Source organism: Alcanivorax sediminis (genome assembly GCF_009601165.1).
Taxonomy (GTDB): Bacteria; Pseudomonadota; Gammaproteobacteria; order Pseudomonadales; family Alcanivoracaceae; genus Alcanivorax; species Alcanivorax sediminis.
The window spans coordinates 1264749-1289666 of record NZ_WIRE01000001.1; the positions used below are offsets into that span (position 1 = coordinate 1264749).

The window sequence follows — 24918 nt, forward strand, 5'->3', positions numbered from 1 at the left end:
TTCCTTAGGAGGACGCACGACAATGTCTGAAAAGACCCTCAAGCTGATTAAAGAAAACGATGTGAAATGGGTGGACCTGCGCTTCACCGATAGCCGTGGTAAGGAGCAGCACGTAACCCTCCCAGTGGGTGAAATCGACGAAGATTTCTTCACCGATGGCAAGATGTTCGATGGTTCCTCCATCGCTGGCTGGAAGGGCATCAATGAGTCCGACATGGTGATGATGCCTGACGACGCAAGCGCCGTTCTGGATCCCTTCACTGACGTGGCCACTGTAAACCTGCGTTGCGACATTCTCGAGCCGAACACCATGACCGGTTACGAGCGCGACCCGCGTTCCGTTGCCCGTCGTGCTGAAGAGTACCTGAAGTCCACCGGTATTGCGGATTCCGCCCTGTTCGGTCCGGAGCCGGAGTTCTTCGTATTCGATTCCGTACAGTGGAAATCCGACATGCAGGGTTCCATGTACAACATCCACTCTGAAGAAGCCGCGTGGGTTTCCCACGAAGACTTCGAAGGTGGCAACATCGGTCACCGTCCGGGCGTGAAAGGCGGCTACTTCCCGGTTCCGCCGGTAGACAGCCTGCACGATCTGCGTGGCGCCATGTGTTCTGCCATGGAGTCCATGGGCCTGAAGATCGAAGTACACCACCACGAAGTGGGCACCGCTGGCCAGTGTGAGATCGGTGTTGGTGCCAACACTCTGACCGCCAAGGCTGACGAAGTACAGATCCTCAAGTACTGCGTACACAACGTGGCTCACGCCTACGGCAAGACTGCTACCTTCATGCCCAAGCCGCTGATCGGTGATAACGGTTCCGGTATGCACGTTCACGTGTCCCTGGCCAAAGACGGCAAGAACCTGTTCGCTGGCGATGGCTATGCTGGTCTGTCCGACGAAGCCCTGTACTTCATCGGCGGTATCATCAAGCACGCTCGCGCCCTGAACGCCTTCACCAACGGTTCCACCAACTCCTACAAGCGTCTGGTGCCCGGTTTCGAAGCTCCGGTAATGCTGGCTTACTCTGCTCGCAACCGTTCTGCTTCCATCCGTATTCCGTTCGTGAGCAGCGCCAAGGCTCGTCGTATCGAAGCTCGCTTCCCTGATCCGTCTGCCAACCCCTACCTGTGCTTCGCGGCACTGCTGATGGCTGGCCTGGACGGTATCAAGAACAAGCTGCACCCTGGCGATGCAATGGACAAGGATCTGTACGATCTGCCGGCTGAAGAAGCCAAGGACATCCCGACCGTGGCTCATACTCTGACCATGGCGCTGGATTGCCTGGAAGCCGACATGGACTTCCTGACCGAAGGTGACGTGTTCACCAAGGACATGATCGAAGGCTACATCTCCCTGAAGCGTGGTGAGATCGAGCGTCTGAACATGACTCCGCACCCGGTTGAGTTCGACATGTACTACTCCTGCTAATTTCCCTTCGGGAAAATCAGTGGAAAAAAGCCCCCGCTTGTCGGGGGCTTTTTTTTGCCTGTTGTGCAAATTGAGTAATTACCCCTTTCCTGTTGTCGAATCAGAAGACAGAATCAGGAAAGTGAGTCATGGAGACGTTTATGAAAAGGCAATGGGGGTTACTGCTGGGGCTGGCCGTACTGTCGTCCACGGTGATTGCTGAAGAGGCTGCGGACAAGCCGGCCAGTGGCATTTACCGGAGCGTGGATGCCAACGGGAATGTGGTGTTTACCGATCAGCCGCCGGAGAGCGGTGAGTCAGAAGAGGTGAAGCTGCGTGAGCTGAATACGGTTCCCACGGATAAAATGCGTACCATCCTTGATAGTGGGAACGAGGAGCCGGAGGAGGCTGCCGGCGAGGGGTATACCCGTTTGGTCATTACTTCTCCTGGCGAGGAAGCGACGGTTCGCAACCCTGAGTCCGCTGTGCAGGTGGCCGTGGAGCTTGAGCCAGCGCTCAAGCCCGGGGATACCATGGTGTTGTATGACAATGGTGTCGCCCAGCCTGGTATGGAGCTCGAGGCGCCTGAGCGAGGCGTTCACACACTGATTGTCAAGATTCTTGATGAGGATGGCGAGGTGAAAATCAGCTCTCCTGCTGTCGAGTTTTATATCCATCGCAGTAGCGTATCGGATTTCCGGCGTCGCCCGGATGCCAATGGAGCGGCAGCTAATGTGGGTGGCGCAGCAAAACGGGGAGGGCCTGCCAGCGTGGGCGGTGCGGCAACGGTAGGTGGCGCAGCCACTGTTGGCGGAGCGGCTGATCGGGGTTCTCCGGCTCGTCCTGCACTGCCGCGCCCCACGCCTCGCAACTAATTTGCACCTTTGTGGTGCAACCAAAGACTCCTTCTCGATACACTCCCATCAGGATGTGTTTTAAAACGCATCATCTCTCCTGAAAGCGGGCGATTTATCGGTGCGCGCAAGATGGCCTGATAATTGCTTATGCCCTGTTATGGGCCAAGATTCGATGGGTGGTGGCATTTTGCACAAACGGTTACTGGATAACCTGCGCACAGCGGTGGTGATGCTCGATAGCGAGCTGCTTGTGCGATACCTGAATCCTGCAGCAGAAATGCTGCTTGCGACCAGTGCTGTGCGGGCCGTCGGTCAGCCGCTCCCTGAATATTTCTACGACGATGAAGATGCCGGTGCGGCGTTGCGGGAGTGCATACGTGATGAGCACCCCTTTACTCGTCGAGAGGCGAAGCTGTCAGTCGCTCCCGGTTACGAAGTGACGGTGGATTACTCGGTAAGCCCGATCAATGAACCTGGGCAGCCGCTTTGTCTGTTGCTGGAGTTGCAGGCGCTGGATCGATTGCTGCGTATTACTCGAGAAGAGGCGCTGCTGCATGCCCATCAGGCGACGAGGGCCCTGGTGCGTGGGGTGGCCCATGAAATCAAGAATCCGTTGGGAGGCATCCGTGGTGCGGCCCAGCTGCTGGAGCGGGCCCTGCCAGACCCTGAGCTGACCGAATACACCAAGGTCATTATCGACGAGGCGGATCGTCTGAGGAATGTGGCTGACCGCATGCTTGGGCCGCGCAAGCCGCCCCAGTTCCGCCCAGTCAATGTCCATGAATGCCTGGAACATGTCCGTCAGCTGTTGCTGGCAGAGCATCCCAGTGGAGTGGCGATCTGGCGGGATTACGACATCAGTTTGCCGGATGTGGTGGCCGACAGGGATCAGTTAATACAGGTGCTGCTTAACCTGATTCGCAATGCGACCCAGGCGTTACTGGAGTCCTCTACCGAGAACGCGCGAATCATCATGCGAACCCGGGTGTTGCGACAATTCACTATCGGCTCCTTACGCCACCGGCTGGTGTTGCGGGTTGACGTGATAGATAACGGCCCGGGCATCGACCCCCATGTGCAGGAAACCCTGTTTTACCCCATGGTCAGTGGCCGCGCTGCAGGCACGGGGCTGGGACTCTCTATTGCCCAGTCGATCATCAGCCAGCACCACGGCCTGATTGAATGCGAAAGCGTACCGGGCGAAACCGTTTTCAGTATCCTGCTGCCGATGGAGCAGCCGGATGAAGTAGAAAAAGAGATCAGCGCGTTATGAGTGAGACAACAGGAATTCCACGGAGAGGCAGGTCATGAGTGTAAGTATTTGGGTTGTAGACGATGACCGCTCCATTCGCTGGGTGTTGGAAAAGGCACTGAGCCAGGAAGGCTATGCGGTGACCTGTTTTGAAGATGGGGATGAGGCGCTCAATACCCTGGAGGAAGGGGGCAATGAACCTGAGGTTTTGATCAGCGATGTGCGCATGCCTGGTACGGATGGTCTGCGCATGCTCAAGATCCTTCAGCGCAAGAATCCGGATCTCCCCGTTATCATCATGACGGCACACTCTGATCTGGATTCTGCGGTCGCGTCCTATCAGGGCGGGGCATTTGAATACCTGCCCAAGCCCTTTGATGTGGATGAAGCTGTGGCGCTGGTGCGTCGTGCGATCAAGCATCGCGAGGAAACCCAGGAAGGTTTCCCTGCTGCAGTCGAAGAGGCGCCCACCGAAATTATTGGTGAAGCGCCTGCCATGCAGGAGGTGTTTCGTGCAATCGGCCGCCTTAGCCATTCCAATGTCACAGTCTTGATCAATGGCCAGTCCGGTACGGGGAAGGAGCTGGTGGCGCGGGCGCTGCACCGTCACTCCATGCGTCGCGAGAAAAATTTTGTGGCGTTGAACATGGCAGCCATCCCCAAAGACCTGATCGAATCCGAGCTGTTTGGTCATGAAAAAGGGGCCTTTACCGGTGCCAACAACCAGCGGGTAGGCCGCTTCGAGCAGGCTAACGGAGGCACCCTCTTCCTGGATGAAATCGGGGATATGCCGCTGGAGGCGCAGACTCGCTTGTTGCGTGTTCTGCAGGAAAACGAATTCTATCGTGTTGGTGGCACCACACCGATTCATGTGGATGTGCGTATCATAGCGGCCACGCACCAGGACCTGGAAAAACTGGTTAAAGAAGGCGATTTCCGAGAGGATTTGTTCCATCGCCTAAACGTAATCCGTATCCACATCCCGCGTCTGTCCGAGCGTAGAGAAGATATTCCTCGCCTGGCAAATTACTTCCTGCAGCGCGCGGCCAGCGAGTTGGGTGTGGAGCCCAAGGTGTTGCACAAGGACACCGAGAAGTATCTTGCTGCCCAGTCCTGGCAGGGGAATGTTCGCCAGCTTGAGAACACCTGTCGCTGGCTGACCGTGATGGCATCAGGCCGGGAAGTGTTGGTGGATGACCTCCCGCCGGAGCTGAAAGAGGTTGTTGCCAGCAAGGGTGGGGATGTCAGCGGTGACTGGCTCAAGTCGCTGCGGAACTGGGCTGATCGTGCACTTTCCCAGGGGGAGCGGGGCATACTCGAGCAGGCTGTTCCGGGTTTTGAGCGGACCATGATAGAAGTGGCCCTGCAACACACCGGTGGTCGTAAGCGCGATGCTGCGGCGCTGCTGGGGTGGGGGCGCAATACCCTGACCCGCAAGATCAAGGAGCTTGATATGGAGAGCGAGCTCAGTGGGGATGACGACTGATTGGAGTAATGAATAGTTAATAATGAATAATGAATAACTGCGCGGAAGCGTATTGCTTTGATCTGAAACGCAAGAGGCCGCGCCCGATGTTGGGCGCGGCCTCTTGCGTTTTTGAAAAGACTAACCAAAAACGCGAAGCTATTAATTAATCATAAACCCGCTCGCTTTCCAGGCTCTCAATCTTCCAGTCGCTCTCCAGCACCCAGTGGCTGTCGACCTGATAGCTGTCCGCCTTATCCGGTAGCACATTCCTGCCGCCCCAAACCAATGCAGTAAAACGCGCCCGCGCGGTCCTGCCGTCGGGGCTCAGCTCGATACGAATGCCGGCCAGTGTGATCTGCCGCTTGGGATAACGAAAAAACAGGCCCATCAGGGTTCGCTGCAGGGTTTTGCGATCCATGGCCTGACCGCGGTGGATCACCGCTGAACCGGAAAGCCGGTCCATGATAGTGCCGGTGTCCCCTGCCTCCACCGCTTCTTCCAGTTCGCTGAGGGCTGCGCGGATGGCTTCTTCCGGTGGCGACTCCTGACAGCCACTGATCAGCAGTTGCAGCACCACGAACAGCAGGTATGCTGCTGTTTTTGGACGGGATAACGATACGCTCATGGCCCTGTTCCCTTATCTGGATTGTCGTCACCAGTTTTACCTGCCGGTGGGTGATGATCATCAGTTGTATGTGGAAGAAAGTGGCAACCCGAAGGGGATGCCTGTGGTGGTATTGCATGGTGGCCCCGGTGGGGGAAGCTCTCCCATGCAGCGTCGTTTTTTCGATCCGGAGCAGTTTCGCATTATCTTGCTGGATCAGCGTGGTGCCGGTCAAAGCCGCCCTCTGGCGTCCACACAGAACAATTCGACCTCCCATCTTGTCGCGGATCTGGAAAAGGTGCGTGACTATTTGAATATTGACCAGTGGATGCTGTTTGGGGGCTCCTGGGGGGTAACCCTGGCGCTGGCCTACGCTGTGTCCCACCCTGCCCGGGTGTTGGGGATGGTATTGCGCGGCGTATTCCTGTGCAGGCAAAGAGATATGGACTGGCTCTACACCGAGCACGGGGCCGCCCGCCTGTTCCCGCGGGAATGGCATTCCGTCAACGCGGCTGTAGCGGATCAGGCCGGCACACTCCTGGATCGTTATGCCACCATGCTGGCCGGAGACCGGGCGAGGGAATTTGCCCGCCACTGGTGTAACTGGGAGGCGGTACTGGCGGGCATGGCGCCGTTGCCTGCAGGGCCGGGAGATGATGACGAGTTATGCATGGCAATGCAGGAGGTCCACTACTTCCTCAACCAGGGCTTTCTGGATGTCCCGTTGCTGGAGGCCTGTGCCGGGAGTGTACTGCCGGTGGAGATTGTGCATGGCGATCGCGATTTTGTCTGTCCACTGGATCAGGCGGAGGCGCTCCACCAGGTCTTGCCTAACAGTGTGCTGACCCGGGTATCCGGTGGTTCGCACTCGGCCTCTCATCCGGCAATTGCGAATGCGCTGGTGGAGGCAGTAAAACGTTTGCGTGAAAGGATTGGTAAGTGAAAGTACTGATTCAACGAGTCTCTGAGGCCTGCGTCAGGGTTGATGGCAGCATGGTGGGCGAGATTGGCCAGGGGTTGCTGCTCCTTATCGGCATTGAGGCACACGACGATGAACCGCTGGTGGAACGCATGGCCCGGCGCATCGTCGGCTACCGTGTCTTTGCTGATGACGCAGACAAGATGAATCTTGATGTGCGTGATGTGGGAGGCGCGTTGCTGGCGGTGTCGCAATTTACTCTGGCCGCCGACACCCGCAAGGGGCGACGACCCAGTTTTTCTGGAGCGGCTGAACCGGAAACAGGGCGAAGGCTTTATGAGTACTGCGTAGAGTGTTTACGGAGCGAAGGTGTTGCCGTGGCCACCGGCATCTTTGCCGCCGATATGCAGGTAAGCTTGATAAATGATGGGCCAGTCACATTTTTGCTGGAACTTTGATCAGGTGCGACATACGTGTTGCAAAGGTGGTTACCTTGTTTATGATGAGATCAGTTGCCTTGAAGGGTGACGGGGACAGCACTGACATGCTTGCTACAACTTCAGTGCGATGCGGACTATCCTGTTCTGCATCCCCAGGGATGATTTTATAAAAACTTGGAGGTATTCAGGATGAAAAAGACTTTGATCGCTGCTGCCATGCTGGGCGCATCTACTTCTGCAATGGCTGTGGCTCCGGGTGGTCCGGGCTGTGGCTGGGGTAACATGCTGTTTGAAGGCCAGTCTGGTATGCCAATGCACCTGCTGGCAACCATCGTGAATGGTACTTCCGGTAACGCTACCTTCGGTATGACTACTGGTACCAACGGTTGTGATACCAGCGGTGCTTTGTCCTACAGCGGCTCCAGCCTGCTGGGCATGACCGGCGTAATGGAAGAAGTGGCCCAGGATATGGCGACCGGTGAAGGCGAAGCCCTGACCGCGCTGTCTGTTTCCATGGGTATCGAAGCGTCTGATCGCGCTCGCTTCAATGCGGTAATGCACGAGAACTTCGCTGCAATCTTCCCGCATCAGGACGTGACTGCTGATGAAGTGATGGCCAGCATCACCGACGTGATGAAGAAAGACGAAAGCCTGTCCAAGTACCTTGCCTAAGGTTTGCTTTCAGGTTTGAACAAAGCCCCGCTACAGGCGGGGCTTTGTTTGTCTGGGTTTTACTTTTTTTTAGATAGTTGTGAATTATATTTGCCGGTTTAACGGACTTTTCAATGCGAGCGGTATTCCTGAGTTTTCTGCTGTGCTTGTGCTCGGCAGTTTCTGCTTTTCCCTCTGACAAGGAACTCGCTGCACAGCCACGCTGGCGTGCGTTATTGCATATCAACCCCGGCGCAACCTTGCGCGATCGTCACCGCAGCTATGTGGATGATGAGCAGTTTTTTTTATCTGAAAGCGGCAAGGATGATCTGCTTGCTGAACTGATTGCCAGCCGTGTAGCGCTGACTCCGGCAGGTGGCGAGGCGCGCTGCCGCTTTCCTGCACGCTACCGTTTTCTGGCGGAGCAACTGGGCTGGCAAGAGGCGTCGCCTTTTGCCCATTGCGATGAATATCAGGAATGGCGCCAGGCTGTTACCGCCAAGCGTGCTGTGCTGGTTTTTCCCGCCGCGTATCTGAACAGCCCGTCATCCATGTTTGGTCATACCCTGTTGCGGCTGGATCAGGGAGAGGACTCGGCGGTGTGGCTGTCCTGGGCGGTGAATTTCGGCGCCGTGGCCATGGCCGATGATAATTCCTTCTTCTATATCTACCGGGGCCTGGCCGGTGGGTATCCGGGACGCTTCGCCCTGGTGCCCTATGTACAGAAGATCCAGGAATACTCTCATATGGAAAACCGGGACATGTGGGAGTACACCCTGGACCTTGATCAGCAGGAAATGGACTGGCTGATTGATCACCTCTGGGAACTCAAGGATATTAATTTCGATTACTACTTCTTTGATGAGAATTGTTCTTTCCGGCTGCTCGAGCTGATGGAAGTGGCTCGTCCCGGTTCTCATTTGCTGGATGAGCTGCGATTTGCCGAAGTGCCGGTTAACACCGTGCGCGCGCTGGATGAAGGGGGCTTTATCAGTGAGCGTCACTATCGCCCTTCCAAGGCGGTAGAGCTGGATAATTTGCGCCACCAGCTGAGTGATCGCCAACAGGCCCTGGCTCGCCGTCTTGCAGACGATCCTGCCCTGCTGGACAGTGAGGCTTTCCTGGCCAGTAGCGAGCAGGAGCAGGCGCTGATGGTGACCGTAGCCTATCGGTTCCTGAGGTTGAAATACCGCAAGGAGAATCGCACTGACAAGGTGGCCAGTGATTCTTTTGCGTTGCTGTCTGCCATGAACCGGTTGCCCGCCGTGGAGGTGCCGGAAAGCAGGAACGCCCAGCCGCCAGAAGGGGGGCACGGCACCCAGATGCTGGCGGTGAGTGGTGGGCAACGCGAAGCAAACCAGGATTTTGGTGAGTTGAGTTACCGCCTCACGTACCATGATTTGCTGGATAACCCTTATGGCTTCCTGCGCGGTGCCCAGATCGAAGGGATCGACATGACCCTGCGCAGCACTGAATCCGGTGATCCGAGGCTGGAAGAGCTGGGCGTTGTGAGCATACGGTCCATGGCGCCCCGAAACCGCTTTATCAAGCCGCTGAGCTGGTATGTGGAGGGCGGTCTGGAACGGGCCTGGGCGGAACGCCGCCGGCTGGTCAGGTATGTACAAGGCGGCGCCGGTGCCAGTTGGCATTGGGGTAACTGGCAGCCTTACGTGTTATCCAGCGTGCGCCTGGAGAACAACAGTGCCTTCGACGACCTGATGACCCCGGGTGCGGGGCTGGATGCGGGTATGCTTTACCGACGTGGGCGCTGGCAGTGGCAGCTGGGCAGCGTTGGCCACTACTTTACCAATGATGTGTATCGCCATACCTCCACCTTTGCGGTGCAGTGGGCGGTTACCCGACAGCACGGGCTGCGCGCTTCCCTTGAACGGGAAGGCTGGCGTGGCGATGGCGACAACGAGTTCAGACTGCAATGGCGATGGTATTACGACTAGGGTGGGTTGCGCTGGCCACAATAATGTTGGCGGGCTGTAGCAAGCTGTTCTTCTATCCCATGGAGCCTTGGGTACAAAACCCGGAGAACCAGGGGCTCAAGTACGAAGATATCGTGCTGATTCACCCGCGCGGCCTGCGGATTCATGGCTGGTGGTTGCCCGCCGCCGCGGAAGTGCCTGTCAAAGGCACCGTGTATTACCTGCATGGTAATGCCCAGAATATCAGTACTCATCTGGCCAATGTGCAGTGGTTGCCGGGGCGGGGCTATAACGTTTTCCTGCTTGATTACCGTGGCTATGGTCTGTCCGAGGGCAAGCCGCGCTTGCCGGATGTGTATGCGGACGTGCAGTTGGGCCTGGACTGGCTGCGCACGGCGCGCCGTACGGAGGGGCCGCTGGTGGTGTTCGGCCAGAGCTTGGGCGGCGCGCTGGTGACCACGGTGCTGGGCGAAGAACGAAATGCCCAAGCGGTGGATTGTGTGGTGCTGGAAGCGGCGTTTGCCAGTTATCGGGGAATTACCAGCGACATCATGAAGACCAGCTGGTTACTCTGGCCACTGAGATGGATGGTGGTGCCGGGCATGCCAGCGCAGGCGCAGGATCCGGAGCAGCGTATTGCCGCCATCTCACCCACGCCCGTTCTGGTCATGCACAGCGACGAGGATGAAATTGTTCCCTACTCCCATGGCGAGCGGCTTTATGCGTCTGCCCTGGCTCCGAAAACCTTCCAGCCCCTGCATGGCGCCCATGGCCAGAGCACTCGGGACCCTGCAGTGCAGCAGCGGATTGTGGATTTTCTCAGCGAGAATGATTGTGCCGCGAGTGTGGCTCCCCTCGGTAAGCCAGTCCCTGCAGAGCCCATGACGCCGCTGCTGCCGCCGATGGAACCCGCCGCCCCGACCAAGGGGCCGGAGCGGGGCTATACCTTCTGAGTTCTGCGTTATCCTTCGCTTTTGCTCTGGTCGGGTTTCTTCTCGACCAGGCGGGCGGCCAATAGCCCCATTTCAAACAGGAACCACATCGGCAGGGCCAGCAGCGTCTGGCTGATCACGTCCGGTGGGGTGAGCAGCATACCCACCACAAAACATCCCACCACCACATAGGCACGGGCGCCGCTAAGTTTGGCGACAGTGACGGCGCCGGTGCTGACCAGCAGTACAATGGCGATGGGAAGCTCAAAGGCCAGTCCAAAGGCCAGGAAAAGGGCGAGCACAAAATCCAGATAGCTGCTGATATCCGTGGTGACGGCCACCCCTTCCGGGGCAATGGCGGTGAAGAACTGGAACATCAGCGGAAACACGACGAAGTAGGCGAAGGCGGCGCCGGCATAGAACAGCAGCACGCTGCTGGCCAGCAAGGGAATCGCCAACTTTTTCTCATGCTTATAGAGGCCCGGTGCCACGAAGGCCCAGGCCTGATGAAGAATGAATGGCATGGCCACAAAGACACTGAGGTAGAGGGTCAGCTTGAAGGGGGCAAGAAAAGGCGATGCCACGCCTGTGGCAATCATGTTGGTGCCTTCCGGCATGGCATCCATCAGTGGCTTGGCCACAAGGGTGTACAGTTCCCTTGAAAAGTAGAACAGGCACAGGAAGACGATAAAGATGGCCACCATGGCCTTGAGTAGCCGGTTGCGTAATTCAAGCAGGTGGGCAATCAGCGGCTGGCCGGTGTCGGTGCTGGCATCAGTCATTGCGGGTCTGGTCCTGGGGCGAATCCGGTTTGATACGGTTTTCTACCTGTTCCGCAGGCTGCCGGGCTTTGGCAATCTGCTCCGGGCTGAGCAGGCTTTCCCGGGCTTCGCGGATGCTGTCTTCGTCCAGCCCCATTTCGCGCATCTGTTTCTCCATGCGCTCACGCATGTCTTTGGTAACGGCTTCCCGTTCCAGCTCATTCTTCAGGTTGTTGAAGGTGGAGCGGGCACGGCCAAGCCAGTGCCCAATCGTGCGGGCCACGGTAGGTAAGCGCTCCGGGCCCAGCACCACCAGTCCGATGATGAAGATCAGTGTGAGTTCGGCAAAACCGATATCAAACATGGCAGCCTCGGCGTCGGGGCAGGCGGGGTGTTATGCCTGATCCTTGTCTTTGGATTCAGTCTTCTCGGCAGGCTGCTTGTCATCTTCGGCAAGACGCTTCTGGTCCTGCTCGGCTTCACCGTCTTTCATGGCGTTCTTGAAGCCCTTGACGGCACCACCCAGGTCACCACCGATATTGCGTAGTTTCTTCGTTCCAAAAAGCAGAACGACGATGGCCAGAAGGATCAGTAACTGCCAAATGCTGATACCGGATAACATGGGTACTCTCCGCGTTTATGGGTTGGGTGCTTGCATCAGTGTTTGTGACTGCGCGAGGCTTTTTCGTCATGGCCGGACAGACCGAAACGGCGCTCCAGCTCCGCCAGTACCTTGTCCGGATGCTCTCCCAGTTTGGCCAACATAACCAGGCTATGGAACCACAAATCAGCTGTTTCACTGATTAATGCCTGGCTGTCGCCGCTGACTTCCGCATCGCGGGCGGCAAGGATGGTTTCAACCGCTTCTTCGCCAACCTTTTCCAGAATCTTGTTAAGACCCTTGGCATACAGGCTGGCCACATAGGAGCTGTCCGGATCTGCGCCCTTGCGGGATTCCAGTACCTGAAAAAGCTGGCTAAGAATATCTGACATAATTGACGTATTTCTGCTTGATTTCAGTAGGGTGGCACTGCGAATGGCCGCTTTCAGCCTGCGCAAGCCGATAAACAAAGGCTATGTCCCATAGGGTTTCACAGTCTAGCGCCGCCAGCCCCAGCTCACCAGTACCAGCGCGGCTGCTGATAGCGGCCAGCTGTAAGGATTGGCCAGCCACAAGGCCGCGCCCGCGCAGCCGAATCCGGCAAAGCCGGCCAGCAGCTTGTGGCGATGGCGTACCAGTTGCTGCTCCAGACGGGCTTCCAGGCGGTCCTGCTGATAGGGCAGGTCGCGCAGGGTTTCCAGTCCATCGCGCAGCAGGTCCGGCATGTCCGGCAGTTGGGCGGTCCATTCGGGCAGGCGGTTCTGCAGCTTCTTGAGGGTAGCACTGGGGCCGTATTCGGCCATCATCCAGGCTTCCAGCAGCGGTCGGCCAGTATTCCAGATATCCAGTTGCGGGTAGATGCTGCGACCCAGCCCTTCAATATGCACCAGTGTTTTCATCAGCAGGATGTACTGCACTGGCATTTCGATGTGATAACGGCGCGCCAGATCAAACAGCTTCATCACCAGCGGGGCAAACTCCAGCTGATCGAGCTGCGCCGAGCGTACCGGTTCCACCAGATCGATGACGGCTCGCTCGAAGCGCGGACGGTCAATGGGGGCGCGGTTCCAGCCGGCGCGGATCACCGCATCCACCAGTCCGCTGTAATCTTCGCGCATCACTGCCAGAACCATGCGGCCCAGCACATTCAGGTCTTCCTTCGACAGGCGCCCGGCGATGGCCGCATCCACAGCCATATACTGCGGGGACTCCGGGTGTTCGGGATTAACGAAGATGTTGCCCGGGTGCATGTCTGCATGGAACAGGTTGAAGCGGAAGACCTGGGAAAAGAAGATTTCCACCCCGCGTTCGGCCAGCAGTTTGGGATCAATGCCCGCGGCCTTGATGCGTTCAATGTCATTCACCGGGATGCCATGGATGCGATCCATGATGATCACGCTGCTACTGGAATATTCTAGATGGATGGCAGGGATATACAGCAGCGGGCTGAACAGGAAATGACGGCGCATGGCTTCGCTGTTGCGGGCCTCGGCGCTCAGGTCCAGCTCGCCGAGAATGATGTCGCGGTAATCTTCTACCACTTGCACCGGGCGGAAGTAGCGGGCGTCACGCCACAGCCTTTCCAGCCAGCGGGCACCGAAGGCCATGACCCTGAGGTCCCGTTCCACCACAGGACGAATGGTGGGGCGCAGCACCTTGGCCACCACCTGCTGACCATTCTTCAGGGTGGCGGGGTGAACCTGTGCCACCGAGGCGGCAGCCAGCGGAGAGGTATCAAAATCAGCGAAGACCTCATCGAAAGGTTGCTTGAGGCTGGCCTTGACCAGGGCTTTTGCCTGCTCGCCGTCGAACGGGGCAACCTGATCCTGTAGCTGGGCCAGGGCAGCAGTCCATTCCGGGGGCAGCATGTCCTGGCGTGTGGCCAGCAGCTGGCCGAATTTGATAAAGATCGGCCCCAGTCGCTCAAGGGCCTTCTGCAGCCGTTCACCTTCGCTCAGCTTGCCTGTGCCCAGCCAGCTGGAGGGCATCAGGAAGGACAATATCAGGAGCAGGTTGCGGAGGGGATGGGATGGCAACAGGGCGATCAGGCGGTAGCGGCAGACCACATGAAGGACCACCAGAATACGGGTAATGGGCAGCATCAGTTCGGGTTGCTCCCTTCACCTGACCGGGCGGCACGCAAACGCTGGATGCGGGCGTCCAGACGATCCACGTCCATACGGATATCGTCCACGTCCTGACCGAATTCGTAGACTTCGCGGCGGCTGGGAGTCAGGCCGGATTCGTTGCCCACATAGTCGCCGATCTGGTCGACCAGACGGCTGGCGGCCTGTTTGGCCCAGCCAAAAAACTGGCGGGCGCCGAAGTCAATCTGTTGGGCCAGTTCCGAGCCGGTAATGGGTTCCAGCAGCGCCCCCCAGTCGATCTGAAGTTCACGGGCCAGGTCCTGCAGTTCCTGCAGAAGATCACTGTTGCCGGAGATCTGTACCGGACCACCGATAACGCCGGATCGGGTGTTCCAGTCCAGCAGTTGGGCAGCCAGGTCCATGGGGTTGCCTGTCACGGCCACATCGGGGGTGGCATCGCTGCGGTGATACAACTCGACGCCGTCTTCCACAATCAGGGCGTACACCTCCATCGGCGGCAGTGTGACCTCAATGGCGACCAGGCGACCGGAGTGAACAGCCAGTCTGGTAGCGGTAGCCGGATCGGTGCGCAGCGCCGTGTTGATGGCGCGCTCCACAGTGGCGAGGGCAGTGGTGGAAATCAGCCCCGGTGAGCGGGATTGGTCTTTGAGGCTCATCAGAACTTGAATCCTCTATGCAGGGCAACGATGCCACCGAGCATGTTGAAGTATTCGGTACGGGCAAAGCCGGCATCGTCCATCATCCCTTGCAGGGTGTCTTGGTCCGGGTGCATGCGAATGGACTCGGCCAGATACTGGTAGCTGTCGGCGTCGTTGACGATCAGCTTGCCCAGGCGAGGCCATACAGCAAAGGAATAGGTATCGTAGGCTTTGGCCAGTGCCTTGTTGGTGGGAGTAGAGAATTCCAGCACCAGCAGTCGGCCGCCGGGCTTGAGTACCCGCAGCATGGAGCGCAGCGCTGCGTCCTTGTCGGTGATGTTGCGCAGGCCGAAGGCGATGGTGATGCAGTGGAAGGTGTTGTCTTCAAATGGCAGGCATTCTCCGTTCACCTGGGCCACCTGGGTGTTGTGACTGCAGCCTGCGTCGATGAGGCGGTCGCGACCGACTTCCAGCATGGCATCGTTGATGTCTGCCAGCACCACCTGGCCGGTCTCGCCGACCAAACGGGAAAACTTGATGGCCAGATCGCCGGTGCCACCGGCCAGATCCAGTACCTTGTGACCGGGGCGAATGCCGGCCAGTTCAATGGTCATCCGCTTGAGAATGCGATGGCTACCCATGGAAATCAGGTCGTTCATCACGTCGTACTTGCCTGCTACAGAGCGGAATACGCCGGCCACTTTCTGCTGTTTTTCCTGCCACGGCACCTGTTGGTAGCCGAAGTGTGTGACCTTATCGTTGTCAGACATGATGATTCTCAAACGGTGAAGGGTGGTGATCGTAAACCCGATCCATGATGACGGATTCGGTGGCGGCCAGTTGCTCCAGCAACAGACCCACGCTGGGCACCGGCTTCATGACCCGGAAGCTGCGATCCATGAAATCATACAGGTTCGAAAAGCCCGCCGCATGAACTGGCTTGCGAACCATACGGAAGGTGGTCAGCAGCATACGCGAGCGGATGTAACGATCCAGTCGATGTCCCAGCTCAGCGACCAATTGTAACTGACGCTGGCGCTCATTGCGGTGGCTGTCTTGACGGAAACCCTTGAGATAGATCAGTTCCGTGAGTGGTTGATCCAGCTCGTCATCCAGCAGTTCGGTGACAGCCTCATCCAGCTCCTGCGTCAGTATGGCGGCTTCCAGTGCGGCGGCGGAGGTGAGCATGACCTTGTCAGGGAGCAACTTCATGGCCTTGGGCAGGGCACGGCGGATTTCCCGGGCCACCGGCAGCAATTCGCGCCCGCCGTAGACCTCTTCCAGCAGGAAGCGGATGCCTGCCGCGGTGGCTGGGTCATCCAGCAGGTGTGCATGGGTGTTTTGCAGACGCTGGCCCTGCCAGTCCTGCAGGCGATGCAAACGGGCCAGAAACACGGCATCGTCACCGTGCTGGCGCAGGGAGAAGAAGCGTTCGAGGTAGTGTTGAAGCTGTTCGCCGGCAGTCATGGATTTTCCTCCGGCGTGGATGATAGCAGAAAGCACGCCAGATGCCTGATGCCCGACGCCTGAAGCAGGAGGGCGTCAGGCGTCGGGCGTCCGGCGTCGAGCGTTAAAGAATATACCGGCTCAGGTCTTCGTCATCGGCCAATTCGCCGAGATAGCGATCCACCGCCTCGGCATCCAGCACCAGTGGTTTGTCGTGGTACTGGGTGGCCAGGGAGTCGGCATCGTAGCTGATCTCTTCCAGCAGCTTTTCCAGCACTGTGTGCAGGCGGCGGGCGCCGATGTTTTCGGTGCGCTCGTTGACCTGCCAGGCCACTTCCGCAATGCGGCGGATGCAGTCGTCGGTGATTTCCAGGTTGAGGCCTTCCGTTTCCAGCAGGGCCTTGTACTGCTCGGTCAGGGAGCAACGTGGCTCAGTGAGAATGCGCTGGAAGTCTTCCGGGCTCAGTGCGCTCAGTTCCACGCGGATCGGCAGGCGGCCCTGCAGTTCCGGAATGAGGTCGCTGGGCTTGGCAAGATGGAAAGCGCCGGAGGCGATGAACAGGATGTGGTCTGTCTTCACCATGCCGTACTTGGTCGTCACGGTGCAGCCCTCAATCAGTGGTAGCAGATCGCGCTGTACCCCTTCCCGGGACACATCGGTGCCACCGGTTTCGCCGCGTTTGGCGACCTTGTCGATCTCATCGAGAAAGACGATGCCGTTATTCTCAACAGCATCCACTGCTTGCACCTTGAGCTCGTCCTCGTTGACGAAGCGGGCAGCTTCTTCATCGCGGATCAGGCGGTAGGCTTCACGGACTTTCAGTTTTTGGGATTTCCGACGGCCGCCGCTTCCCATGCGAGAAAACATCTGCTGCAACTGGCTGGTCATTTCTTCCATGCCGGGCGGCGCCATGATTTCTACACCGGCCGGGTGACTGGCCACGTCGATATCGATTTCCTTATCGTCCAGCTCGCCTTCACGTAATTTCTTGCGAAAGATCTGGCGAGTGCTGTTATCCGTCTTGCTCTCTTCGTCACCCCGTGCGCTGGGCAGCAGGGCGTCAAGGATGCGCTCCTCCGCCGCGTCGTCAGCCTGGCTGCCCACCCGGGCAATGGCTTTCTCGCGCAGCATCTTGATGGCCATTTCAACCAGATCGCGAATAATGGATTCCACATCACGACCCACATAGCCCACCTCGGTGAACTTGGTGGCTTCCACCTTCAGGAAGGGCGCGTCAGCCAGCTTGGCCAGACGGCGGGCGATTTCGGTCTTGCCGACCCCGGTGGGGCCGATCATGAGGATGTTTTTGGGGGCGACTTCGGCACGCATTTCGGTGGGCAATTGCATGCGGCGCCAGCGGTTGCGCAGGGCAAGGGCGACGGATTTCTTTGCCGGCTCCTGGCCGACAATGTGCTTGTTCAGTTCCTGAACGATTTCGCGCGGGGTCAGGTTAGGCATCGTATTACCAGCTCAATTCTTCAATGGTTTGCTGTTGGTTGGTGAACACACAGATATCGCCAGCAATGGTGAGACTCTTCGCGACAATATCCTGGGCACTCAACTCGGTGTTATGCAGCAGCGCGGTGGCTGCGGCCTGAGCGAAGGGGCCGCCAGAGCCGATGGCGATCAGGTCGTCTTCCGGTTCGATCACATCGCCGTTGCCGGTGATGATCAGCGAGGCTTCCTTGTCGGCAACAGCCAGCAGGGCTTCCAGTCGACGCAGGGCACGATCGGTGCGCCAGTCCTTGGCGAGCTCGACAGCGGCACGTACCAGATGGCCCTGGTGCTTTTCCAGTTGGGCTTCAAAACGTTCGAACAGGGTAAAGGCGTCGGCGGTGCCACCGGCGAAACCGGCAATCACCTTGCCGTGATAGAGGCGGCGAACCTTGCGGGCATTGCCTTTCATGACGGTATTGCCCAGTGACACCTGGCCGTCACCGCCAATAACAACATTATTGCCGCGGCGCACGGATACGATAGTGGTCACATTCTGCTCCTTTCATTGTGATTCTGCTGATGTGGGGCTTGGGGCTGGGGATTCAAGAGGCGGTTGGAGGCAATTAATAGTTAATCATGGATAGTTGATAGCTGTGCGGGTTGGTGTCGTAGCGGCTGAAAGGCTGATGGCCGCGCCATGGCGCTGGGGGCGGAACAGGGCGGGGCTGTGGTCGGGTATGTATCCGAGGCAGGCAGGTGAGTTGCGAGTCATGAAAAGCAAAATATTTCCGGTTTTCGAAACTCGTTACTCGCGACTCGCTGCTGCTGCCTTGATGACCGTCGCGGCTTTGCGTCGGGGGTCAGGCATCCAGTGTCAGGCGTCCTATTTTTTCATCTTGATAGGCAGGGTCTCGATGCCGCTGCTGGCCAGTTGGTCCTGGGCGCGGTGCATGGCATTGAGATTGTTGTAAGGGCCGATCATGACCCGGTGCCAGCTGTCTCCATTCTCCAGATTCACCGACTGAATAGAGGCTTCGAACCCTTTCAGAATCAGCTCGGCGCGGCGGCGATCCGCGTCTTCGTTGCGGCGGAAGCTACCGGCCTGCAGCAGGTATTTCTCGTCACTGCTGCGGGTGCTGGTTTCGGTGCTGGGCTGGCGTGTGCTTTCTTTCGGTTTGCTGGTCGTGGTTTGCCGGGTGCCACTGTCGGTTTCCGTCTGCGGCACGATCACTTCCATCTTTGGCAGCACCGCATAAAAGTCGAATTGGGGGGAGTCGTCCCCGCTTTTGGGTTCGTCTTTTTTTGGGGCCGGCTTTTCTGTCTGAGGCTTTGGCTTGGCGGTGCTGGCGGTCTGCTTGCCCCCCCGTTGCAGCTGGGTATTACCCAGATGGAACAGAAACGCCACAAACAGGCCGACCATCAGCCCGGTGAAAAGCCAGACCCAGCCGGGTACCTGCCGTTGTGCTGTCTTCTTTCTGACGGGGCTGCGGCTTGCGCCCCGTCGGGTCTTTTTCGCCATGGTCCTTCCTGGGATTGCGTCGGAGGTCGTCAGTTACATCCGTTCGAGTGGCGTCAGGCCCAGCAGTTCCATGCCCTGTTTCAGGGTGCGGGCGGTCAGTGCGGCCAGTTTCAGTCGGCTCTGCTTGAGGGCTTCGTCCTCGATGTTGAGGATTGGGCAGTGCTCGTAGAAGCTGGAGAACAAGCCTGCCAGCTCATACAGGTACAGACACAGCAGATTGGGCAGGCCCTTGTCTGCCACACTTTGCAGGACTTCGCCGAATTGCACCAGTCGGGCGGCCAGAGCCTGTTCCGCGTCTTCCTGTAACTGGAATTCGCCGCTTACCTGATCCATCCCAAGCCCGGCCTTGCGGAAGATGCTGGCTACCCGGGTGTAGGCATAGAGCAGGTAAGGGGCGGTGTTGCCTTCGAAGCTGAGCATCTGGTCGAAGTTGAAAATGTAGTCGCTGGTGCGGTTCTTGGATAAATCGGCATATTTTACCGCGCCAATGCCAACGGCGCGGGCAATGGTGCGCAGCTCGTCTTCAGCCAGCTCCGGGTTCTTGTCTTTCACCAGCGCATAGGCGCGCTCTTCCGCTTCGTTGAGCAGGTCGATGAGTTTGACCGTGCCGCCGTCGCGGGTCTTGAATGGACGGCCGTCGGGACCATTCATGGTGCCGAAGCCCATGTGGGCCAGATCGGTATTTGCCGGCACAAAGCCCGCCTGTTTGGCCAGGGTGAACATCTGCTGGAAGTGCAGGGCCTGGCGCTGATCCACGAAGTACAGCATGCGGTCGGCCCCCAGGGTGCCGGCGCGGTAGCGCAGGGCGGCCAGGTCGGTAGTGGCATACAGGTAGCCTCCGTCGGCTTTCTGTACGATCACCGGCAGCGGGTCGCCTTCCTTGTTCTTGTACTCGTCCATGAATACGCACTGGGCGCCCTGGTCCTCGCTGAGCAGGCCCTTGGCGTTCAGGTCGGCCACCACCTGGGGCAGGTCATTGTTGTAGGCGCTTTCACCACGGACATCGTCGGCGGTGAGGCTCACGCCAAGCCGGTCATATACCGCCTGGCAGTGGCTCAGGGAGACATTGTTGAACTCTCGCCACAGCTTCAGGCAGTCCTCGTCCCCGGCTTGCAGTTTCACCACCAGACCACGGGCCCGGGTGGCGAATTCTTCGGATTCGTCGAAGCGCTGTTTGGCGGCCCGGTAGAAGCCTTCCAGGTCGCTCAGTTCGCGGCTCAGTTCGGCTGCGCTTTCTTCGCCTTTCTGCTCGCCCAGGTAGGCCAGCAGCATGCCGAACTGGGTGCCCCAGTCGCCCACGTGGTTCTGGCGAATCACCTTGTGACCCAGAAATTCCAGAGTGCGGACCACCGCATCGCCAATGATGGAGGAGCGCAGATGCCCCACGTGCATTTCCTTGGCCAGGTTGGGGGAGGAATAATCCACCACCACGGTCTGGGGTTGCTCGGGAAGGGCAACGGACAGGCGCTCATTGGTCAGGGCCTGATCCAGTAAGCTGTTCAGCCAGTCACTGGCCTGAAAGAAGTTGATGAAGCCGGGGCCAGCGATGTCGACCTTGGCCACGGCGTCATCTTCTGGCAAAGCCGCAATCAGCTTCTCGGCCAGGTCGCGGGGCTTCATGCCGGCAGGTTTGGCCAGCATCAGGGCGATATTGGTGGCGAAATCACCGTGGCTTTTGTCCTTGGTGCGATCGATCTGTACCGGGCGCTTGGCATCGGCAGGCAGGATGCCGTCGGCAATCAGGGTATCGAGGGCGCTTTCAATCAGGGTAATCAGGCGTTCTTTCATGGGGTCCGTCGGGGCCGTTTGACTGGCCGGCGATTGTACGGGAAAAGGGAGAGGCGCGCATTCGCTGCAGCCAGCCTGACGCCAGATGCTTGACGCCTGACGCTAAAACATCCAGTAACACCACGGACGCCCATGCTGCGAAGGGCTTGCAGCTGGCCCGGCAAGGCGTCATGCGTTCGGCATCAGGCGTCCAGCGTTTTACAGCATATCAATGGGGTCCACATCCACGTGCCAGCGGCATTGGCGGGCCTGGGGCAGGCTGCGGGCCACACCGAGCAGCAGCTCCAGAGTCTGGTGGAGTGGGGCGCGCTGGGGGCTTTGCAGCAGTAGCTGGGCGCGGTAGCGGCCAGCGCGTTTTTCCATGGGGGCGGGGACGGGGCCCAGCACGCTGACGCCTTCCGCAACCGGCTGCACGGCCAGCTCCTGGAGGAAGGTCATGGCCTTGCCCAGGGTCATGGCCTCGCAGCGAAACAGGGCTAGATAACCAAATGGAGGCAGGGCGGCCATGCGGCGTTCTTCCAGCAGGGCGCTGGCCAGCGCCGGGTAGTCGCCGCTGGCGGCCAACTGCAGTAGATGATGATCCGGATGCCGGGTTTGCAGCAGCACCCGGCCCTTGCCCTCCCGCCCACTGCGTCCTGCCACTTGCAAGAGCAGCTGTGCGGCCTGTTCGGGGCCGCGAAAGTCGGCGCTGAGGAAGCCCGCATCCATATCAAGAATGACGACGAGGGCCAGCTTCGGGAAATGGTGTCCCTTGGCCAGCATCTGGGTGCCCACCAGCACTGCGGGGTCTCCCTTGCGGATCGTTGCCAGCTTGTTGTCCAGTTCGCCCTTGCGCCGGGTAGCATCCCGGTCTACCCGGATGACGGGCACCGGCAGGGACTGCTCCAGCAGTTCCGTCAGCTTCTCTGTGCCGCTGCCGGCTTCGTGAATCGCCCCGGAGCCACATTCCGGGCAGCGGGCAGGCACCCTTTGCTGGCTGTCACAGTGGTGGCAGCGCAGGCTGTTCTCACTGCGATGCCAGGTCAGGAAGCTGTCGCAGCGTTTGCATTCAGCCTGCCAGCCGCAGTCCTGACAGAGGATCATGGGGGCATAGCCGCGGCGGTTGATGAACACCAGGGCCTGGTTGCCCTCAGCAACGCACTGCTTGATGGCTTGTAGTGAGGTAGGCAGCAGTGGCTGATTGGGCGGCGCCAAAGTGGCGTCCATGATTTCAATGTGTGGTCGCGATTGTTCGGTGGCGCGGCGGGACAGTTTCAACCAGCTGAAGCGGCCATCCCGGGCCAGTTGCAGGGTTTCCAGCGATGGTGTGGCGCTGCCCAGTACCACCGGGATATCCAGACTCTGGGCCCGCCAGGTTGCCAGGTCCCGGGCGTGGTAGCGAAAGCCGTCCTGCTGTTTCAGTGAGTTGTCATGGGCTTCATCGACGATGATCAGGCCAGGGTTGTTCAGCGGGGTAAAGATGGCAGAGCGGGTGCCAAGGACAATGCGCGCCTTGCCCTCTCCGGCAGCCAGCCAGTTGTCCAGTCGTTCGCGGTCGGTGAGGCCTGAGTGCAAGGTCACCACAGGTACGCTGAAGCGCTGCCGGAAACGCTGCACGGTTTGCGGCGTCAGGCCGATTTCGGGTACCAGCACCAGTACTTGTTTGCCCGCGGCAAGTACCGGGGACATGGCCTGAAGATACACTTCCGTCTTGCCGCTGCCGGTGACCCCGTCGAGCAGAAAGGGCGTAAAGCCGGTGGCGTCCTGGATAGCGTGAATGGCTGTGCGCTGTTCACCATTGGCGGGCAGGGGCGGTTCGGCGAGCACCTCCTTGGGCGTGTGCATAGGGGTATCGATCAGGATCTGCTCGGCCCAGCCCTTGTCCCGCAAGGCGGCGAGGATCTGGCTGCTCACGTCGAGGGCGCCAAGCATGGCACTGCTCAGCCCTTTGGGGTGTTCGCGCAGCACCTGCAGTGCTTGAAGTTGGCGTGGGGCGCGCTGGACTTGGTCGTCATGGACATGCTGGCCGCGCTCGGTCAGCTTCCAGCGTTTTTCCTGGCTGGCTTGCGGATCTCCGCCCTGGCGCAACAGGCTGGGTAAGGCATCATTGAGGACTTCGCCCAAGGGGTAGTGATAGTAGCGCGCGGCTCTTTCACACAATGCATACAGTTCAGCGGGTATAACCGGGGTACTGTCGAGGACTGACTTGATTGCCTTCAGTTTGGGGTAGTCGCTGTGGCCGTGACCGTGGACGACGCCAATAAGGGTTCGTTGCCCGAACGGCACCTGTACTCTGCAACCCTGTTCAGGTGGCTCATGCCCTTGGTACATGTAGTCGAACAGGCCTGGCAGGGGCACAGGCAGGGCAATTTGCAGTGTGGGTCGGGTTGGCACGAGGTTTCCTGGTATCGGGTGGTCCTGAGGGCCACTTCGCTGCGGCGCTTGCGGATTGGAGCCAAGCTGCTATGATTCGCCTTCTTTTTTTCAGACGCAAGCCGTGTGGTGCCTGTCGGAGAGGCAGGTAGCGACACATACCGGAGCAAGACCATGAAAGCAGAGATCCATCCCGAATACCAGGCAGCTACCTATTCCTGTAGCTGTGGCAACGTGATCGAGAGCCGTTCCACCCGTGGTGGCGACATGTCTCTGGACGTATGTTCTGCCTGTCATCCTTTCTACACCGGCAAGCAGAAGCAGGCTGACAGCGGCGGCCAGATCGACAAGTTCAAGCAGCGTTTCGGCGTGATGCGCAGCAAGAAAGGCTAATCTTCGCCTCTCTTCTCGTTATCATGTCCTGCCAAAAGCACCCTCCGGGTGCTTTTTGCATTCTGACCTTGCGTACACAGTGTATATCCCTTAACGGGACCAGCGGAGACCACCATGTCCGAGGATTTGAAAACGGCGGCTTTGGAATATCACGCCAAGCCACGCCCCGGAAAAATCAGTGTTGAAGTGACCAAGCCTGCGGCGACCAGTCGTGACCTGAGTTTGGCCTACAGCCCGGGCGTAGCGGAGCCGGTACGCGAGATCGCGCGGGAGCCGGAGCTGGCCTACCGCTTTACCTCCAAGGGCAACCTGGTGGCCGTGATCAGTGACGGCACTGCGATCCTCGGGTTAGGTAACCTTGGCGCGCTGGCCTCCAAGCCGGTGATGGAAGGCAAGGGCATTCTGTTCAAGCTGTTTGCGGGCATCGATGTGTTCGATATCGAGGTGGATTCCGAGAGCTCCCAGGCCTTTATTGATACTGTGGTGCGTATCCATCGCACTTTCGGCGGTATCAACCTGGAAGATATTCGTGCCCCGGAATGCTTCGAGATTGAGCGGATCCTCAAGGAGCAGTGCGATGTGCCGGTATTCCATGATGACCAGCACGGTACGGCGATTGTGGTGTGTGCTGGCCTGATCAACGCGCTGGAGATCCAGCACAAGCGCATCGAAGATATCAAGGTTGTGTGCGTAGGCGCGGGGGCGGCGGGTGTTGCCTCTGTGCGTTTGCTGATCGAGATGGGGGCGCGCAAGGAAAATATTCTGGTGTTGGATCGCAAGGGGGTAATTCACAGCCGTCGTGATGATCTGAATCAGTACAAGGCTGCGCTGGCCAATGATACGGACAAGCGTACCCTGAACGATGCCATCGAAGGCGCGGATGTGTTTATCGGCGTATCCGGCCCGGATACGCTGACGCCGGAAATGGTCAAGAAGATGGCCGACAAGCCGGTCATCTTTGCGCTGGCCAACCCGGATCCGGAGATTCGCCCGGAAGTGGCCCGTGCGGCGCGCCCCGATGCCATCGTGGCGACGGGTCGCTCCGACTTCCCGAACCAGGTAAACAATGTACTGTGCTTCCCTTACATGTTCCGCGGTGCCCTGGATGTGCGTTCCACCTCCATCACTGAGGAAATGAAGATCGCGGCGGTGCATGCCATTGCGGAGCTGGTGCGCACGGCGCCGCCCCAGGAAGTGCTGGATGCCTACGGTGGTGAGCCGCTGACGTTTGGGCCTGAGTACATCATTCCCAAGCCCAATGATCCGCGCTTGCTGGGCAAGGTCTCTGCAGCAGTGGCCAAGGCCGCAGTGGATTGTGGTGTGGCGCGCAAGGGCTACCCGTCCCACTACCCGCTCAACTCCCTGGATGAAATCTTCCCGGAGCTTTGAGATCGCGCTGGACGCTTGAG

25 protein-coding genes are annotated in these 24918 nt (G+C 58.9%); 11 read left to right on the forward strand and 14 right to left on the reverse strand.

The window, feature by feature from the left end:
- Nucleotides 1-22: 22 nt before the first annotated feature.
- The 4 genes from glnA (at nt 23) to glnG (ending at nt 5003) form a co-directional block, all read left to right on the forward strand.
- Nucleotides 23-1429: a glutamate--ammonia ligase gene (gene glnA / locus GFN93_RS05710; RefSeq protein ID WP_153499682.1), complete on the forward strand. Its 1407-nt coding sequence runs from the start codon at nt 23-25 to the stop codon at nt 1427-1429.
- Nucleotides 1430-1569: 140 nt separating this feature from the next.
- On the forward strand, nt 1570-2283 hold the full coding sequence (locus tag GFN93_RS05715; protein ID WP_235901684.1) for a DUF4124 domain-containing protein: 714 nt from the start codon (nt 1570-1572) through the stop codon (nt 2281-2283).
- A 139-nt stretch (nt 2284-2422) separates the two neighbouring features.
- Nucleotides 2423-3538: a nitrogen regulation protein NR(II) gene (glnL, locus tag GFN93_RS05720; protein ID WP_153499686.1), complete on the forward strand. Its 1116-nt coding sequence runs from the start codon at nt 2423-2425 to the stop codon at nt 3536-3538.
- A 34-nt stretch (nt 3539-3572) separates the two neighbouring features.
- Nucleotides 3573-5003 carry a nitrogen regulation protein NR(I) gene (gene glnG / locus GFN93_RS05725; protein ID WP_153499688.1) on the forward strand — a complete coding sequence of 477 codons (1431 nt, stop codon included), beginning with the start codon at nt 3573-3575 and terminating at the stop codon, nt 5001-5003.
- Between the two features lie 145 nt (nt 5004-5148).
- Here glnG and GFN93_RS05730 read toward each other — a convergent pair whose 3' ends face one another.
- Entirely contained in the window at nt 5149-5610 is a 462-nt protein-coding gene (locus GFN93_RS05730; protein ID WP_153499690.1) for a nuclear transport factor 2 family protein, read from the reverse strand.
- Here GFN93_RS05730 and pip point away from each other — a divergent pair.
- The 5 genes from pip to GFN93_RS05755 all read left to right on the forward strand — a co-directional run bounded on the left by pip (nt 5609) and on the right by GFN93_RS05755 (nt 10486).
- Complete coding sequence (pip, locus tag GFN93_RS05735; RefSeq protein WP_153499691.1) at nt 5609-6532, forward strand: prolyl aminopeptidase; 924 nt, start codon at nt 5609-5611, stop codon at nt 6530-6532. The genes GFN93_RS05730 and pip overlap by 2 nt on opposite strands.
- The gene (dtd, locus tag GFN93_RS05740) at nt 6529-6966 is read left to right on the forward strand and encodes a D-aminoacyl-tRNA deacylase (protein WP_328594295.1); all 438 of its coding nucleotides are present in this window, start codon (nt 6529-6531) and stop codon (nt 6964-6966) included. Before pip ends, dtd begins: the two co-directional genes overlap by 4 nt.
- A 171-nt stretch (nt 6967-7137) precedes the next feature.
- Nucleotides 7138-7620 (forward strand): DUF3015 domain-containing protein, encoded by a 483-nt coding sequence (locus GFN93_RS05745; protein WP_153499693.1) that lies wholly within the window; start codon nt 7138-7140, stop codon nt 7618-7620.
- A gap of 113 nt (nt 7621-7733) precedes the next feature.
- Nucleotides 7734-9554: an Lnb N-terminal periplasmic domain-containing protein gene (locus GFN93_RS05750; RefSeq protein ID WP_153499695.1), complete on the forward strand. Its 1821-nt coding sequence runs from the start codon at nt 7734-7736 to the stop codon at nt 9552-9554.
- Entirely contained in the window at nt 9533-10486 is a 954-nt protein-coding gene (locus tag GFN93_RS05755; RefSeq protein WP_235901685.1) for an alpha/beta hydrolase, read from the forward strand. Before GFN93_RS05750 ends, GFN93_RS05755 begins: the two co-directional genes overlap by 22 nt.
- Nucleotides 10487-10494: 8 nt before the next feature.
- On the opposite strand, the gene tatC is transcribed toward GFN93_RS05755, so the two are convergent.
- From tatC to GFN93_RS05820, 13 genes are all read right to left on the reverse strand, one after another.
- Entirely contained in the window at nt 10495-11247 is a 753-nt protein-coding gene (tatC, locus tag GFN93_RS05760; protein WP_153499697.1) for a twin-arginine translocase subunit TatC, read from the reverse strand.
- Nucleotides 11240-11590, reverse strand: a complete 351-nt coding sequence (gene tatB / locus GFN93_RS05765) for a Sec-independent protein translocase protein TatB (RefSeq protein WP_153499699.1) — start codon at nt 11588-11590, stop codon at nt 11240-11242. The genes tatC and tatB overlap by 8 nt, the downstream gene beginning before the upstream one ends.
- Before the next feature lie 30 nt (nt 11591-11620).
- Complete coding sequence (gene tatA / locus GFN93_RS05770; RefSeq protein WP_153499701.1) at nt 11621-11848, reverse strand: Sec-independent protein translocase subunit TatA; 228 nt, start codon at nt 11846-11848, stop codon at nt 11621-11623.
- A 35-nt stretch (nt 11849-11883) separates the two neighbouring features.
- Complete coding sequence (locus tag GFN93_RS05775) at nt 11884-12219, reverse strand: phosphoribosyl-ATP diphosphatase (protein WP_153499703.1); 336 nt, start codon at nt 12217-12219, stop codon at nt 11884-11886.
- 105 nt (nt 12220-12324) lie between these two features.
- On the reverse strand, nt 12325-13929 hold the full coding sequence (locus GFN93_RS05780; protein ID WP_153499705.1) for an AarF/UbiB family protein: 1605 nt from the start codon (nt 13927-13929) through the stop codon (nt 12325-12327).
- Nucleotides 13929-14591, reverse strand: coding sequence for a ubiquinone biosynthesis accessory factor UbiJ (locus GFN93_RS05785; RefSeq protein ID WP_153499707.1), 663 nt, complete (start codon nt 14589-14591; stop codon nt 13929-13931). The genes GFN93_RS05780 and GFN93_RS05785 overlap by 1 nt, the downstream gene beginning before the upstream one ends.
- Nucleotides 14591-15343 carry a bifunctional demethylmenaquinone methyltransferase/2-methoxy-6-polyprenyl-1,4-benzoquinol methylase UbiE gene (gene ubiE, locus GFN93_RS05790; RefSeq protein WP_153499709.1) on the reverse strand — a complete coding sequence of 251 codons (753 nt, stop codon included), beginning with the start codon at nt 15341-15343 and terminating at the stop codon, nt 14591-14593. Before ubiE ends, GFN93_RS05785 begins: the two co-directional genes overlap by 1 nt.
- Nucleotides 15336-16040, reverse strand: coding sequence for an FFLEELY motif protein (locus GFN93_RS05795; protein WP_153499711.1), 705 nt, complete (start codon nt 16038-16040; stop codon nt 15336-15338). The genes ubiE and GFN93_RS05795 overlap by 8 nt, the downstream gene beginning before the upstream one ends.
- Before the next feature lie 103 nt (nt 16041-16143).
- Entirely contained in the window at nt 16144-17478 is a 1335-nt protein-coding gene (gene hslU, locus GFN93_RS05800) for an ATP-dependent protease ATPase subunit HslU (protein ID WP_153499713.1), read from the reverse strand.
- A gap of 4 nt (nt 17479-17482) precedes the next feature.
- Nucleotides 17483-18007, reverse strand: a complete 525-nt coding sequence (hslV, locus tag GFN93_RS05805; protein ID WP_328594300.1) for an ATP-dependent protease subunit HslV — start codon at nt 18005-18007, stop codon at nt 17483-17485.
- Between the two features lie 333 nt (nt 18008-18340).
- Nucleotides 18341-18976 (reverse strand): SPOR domain-containing protein, encoded by a 636-nt coding sequence (locus GFN93_RS05810; protein WP_153499715.1) that lies wholly within the window; start codon nt 18974-18976, stop codon nt 18341-18343.
- Nucleotides 18977-19009: 33 nt separating this feature from the next.
- Nucleotides 19010-20764 carry an arginine--tRNA ligase gene (gene argS, locus GFN93_RS05815; protein WP_153499717.1) on the reverse strand — a complete coding sequence of 585 codons (1755 nt, stop codon included), beginning with the start codon at nt 20762-20764 and terminating at the stop codon, nt 19010-19012.
- 198 nt (nt 20765-20962) lie between these two features.
- The gene (locus GFN93_RS05820; RefSeq protein WP_328594303.1) at nt 20963-23137 is read right to left on the reverse strand and encodes a primosomal protein N'; all 2175 of its coding nucleotides are present in this window, start codon (nt 23135-23137) and stop codon (nt 20963-20965) included.
- A 153-nt stretch (nt 23138-23290) separates the two neighbouring features.
- Between GFN93_RS05820 and rpmE the strand changes: the two genes are divergently transcribed.
- Together rpmE and GFN93_RS05830 are read left to right on the forward strand one after the other, a co-directional pair.
- Nucleotides 23291-23509, forward strand: a complete 219-nt coding sequence (rpmE, locus tag GFN93_RS05825) for a 50S ribosomal protein L31 (protein ID WP_153499719.1) — start codon at nt 23291-23293, stop codon at nt 23507-23509.
- Between the two features lie 114 nt (nt 23510-23623).
- Nucleotides 23624-24898: a malic enzyme-like NAD(P)-binding protein gene (locus tag GFN93_RS05830; RefSeq protein ID WP_153499721.1), complete on the forward strand. Its 1275-nt coding sequence runs from the start codon at nt 23624-23626 to the stop codon at nt 24896-24898.
- Nucleotides 24899-24918: the final 20 nt, after the last annotated feature.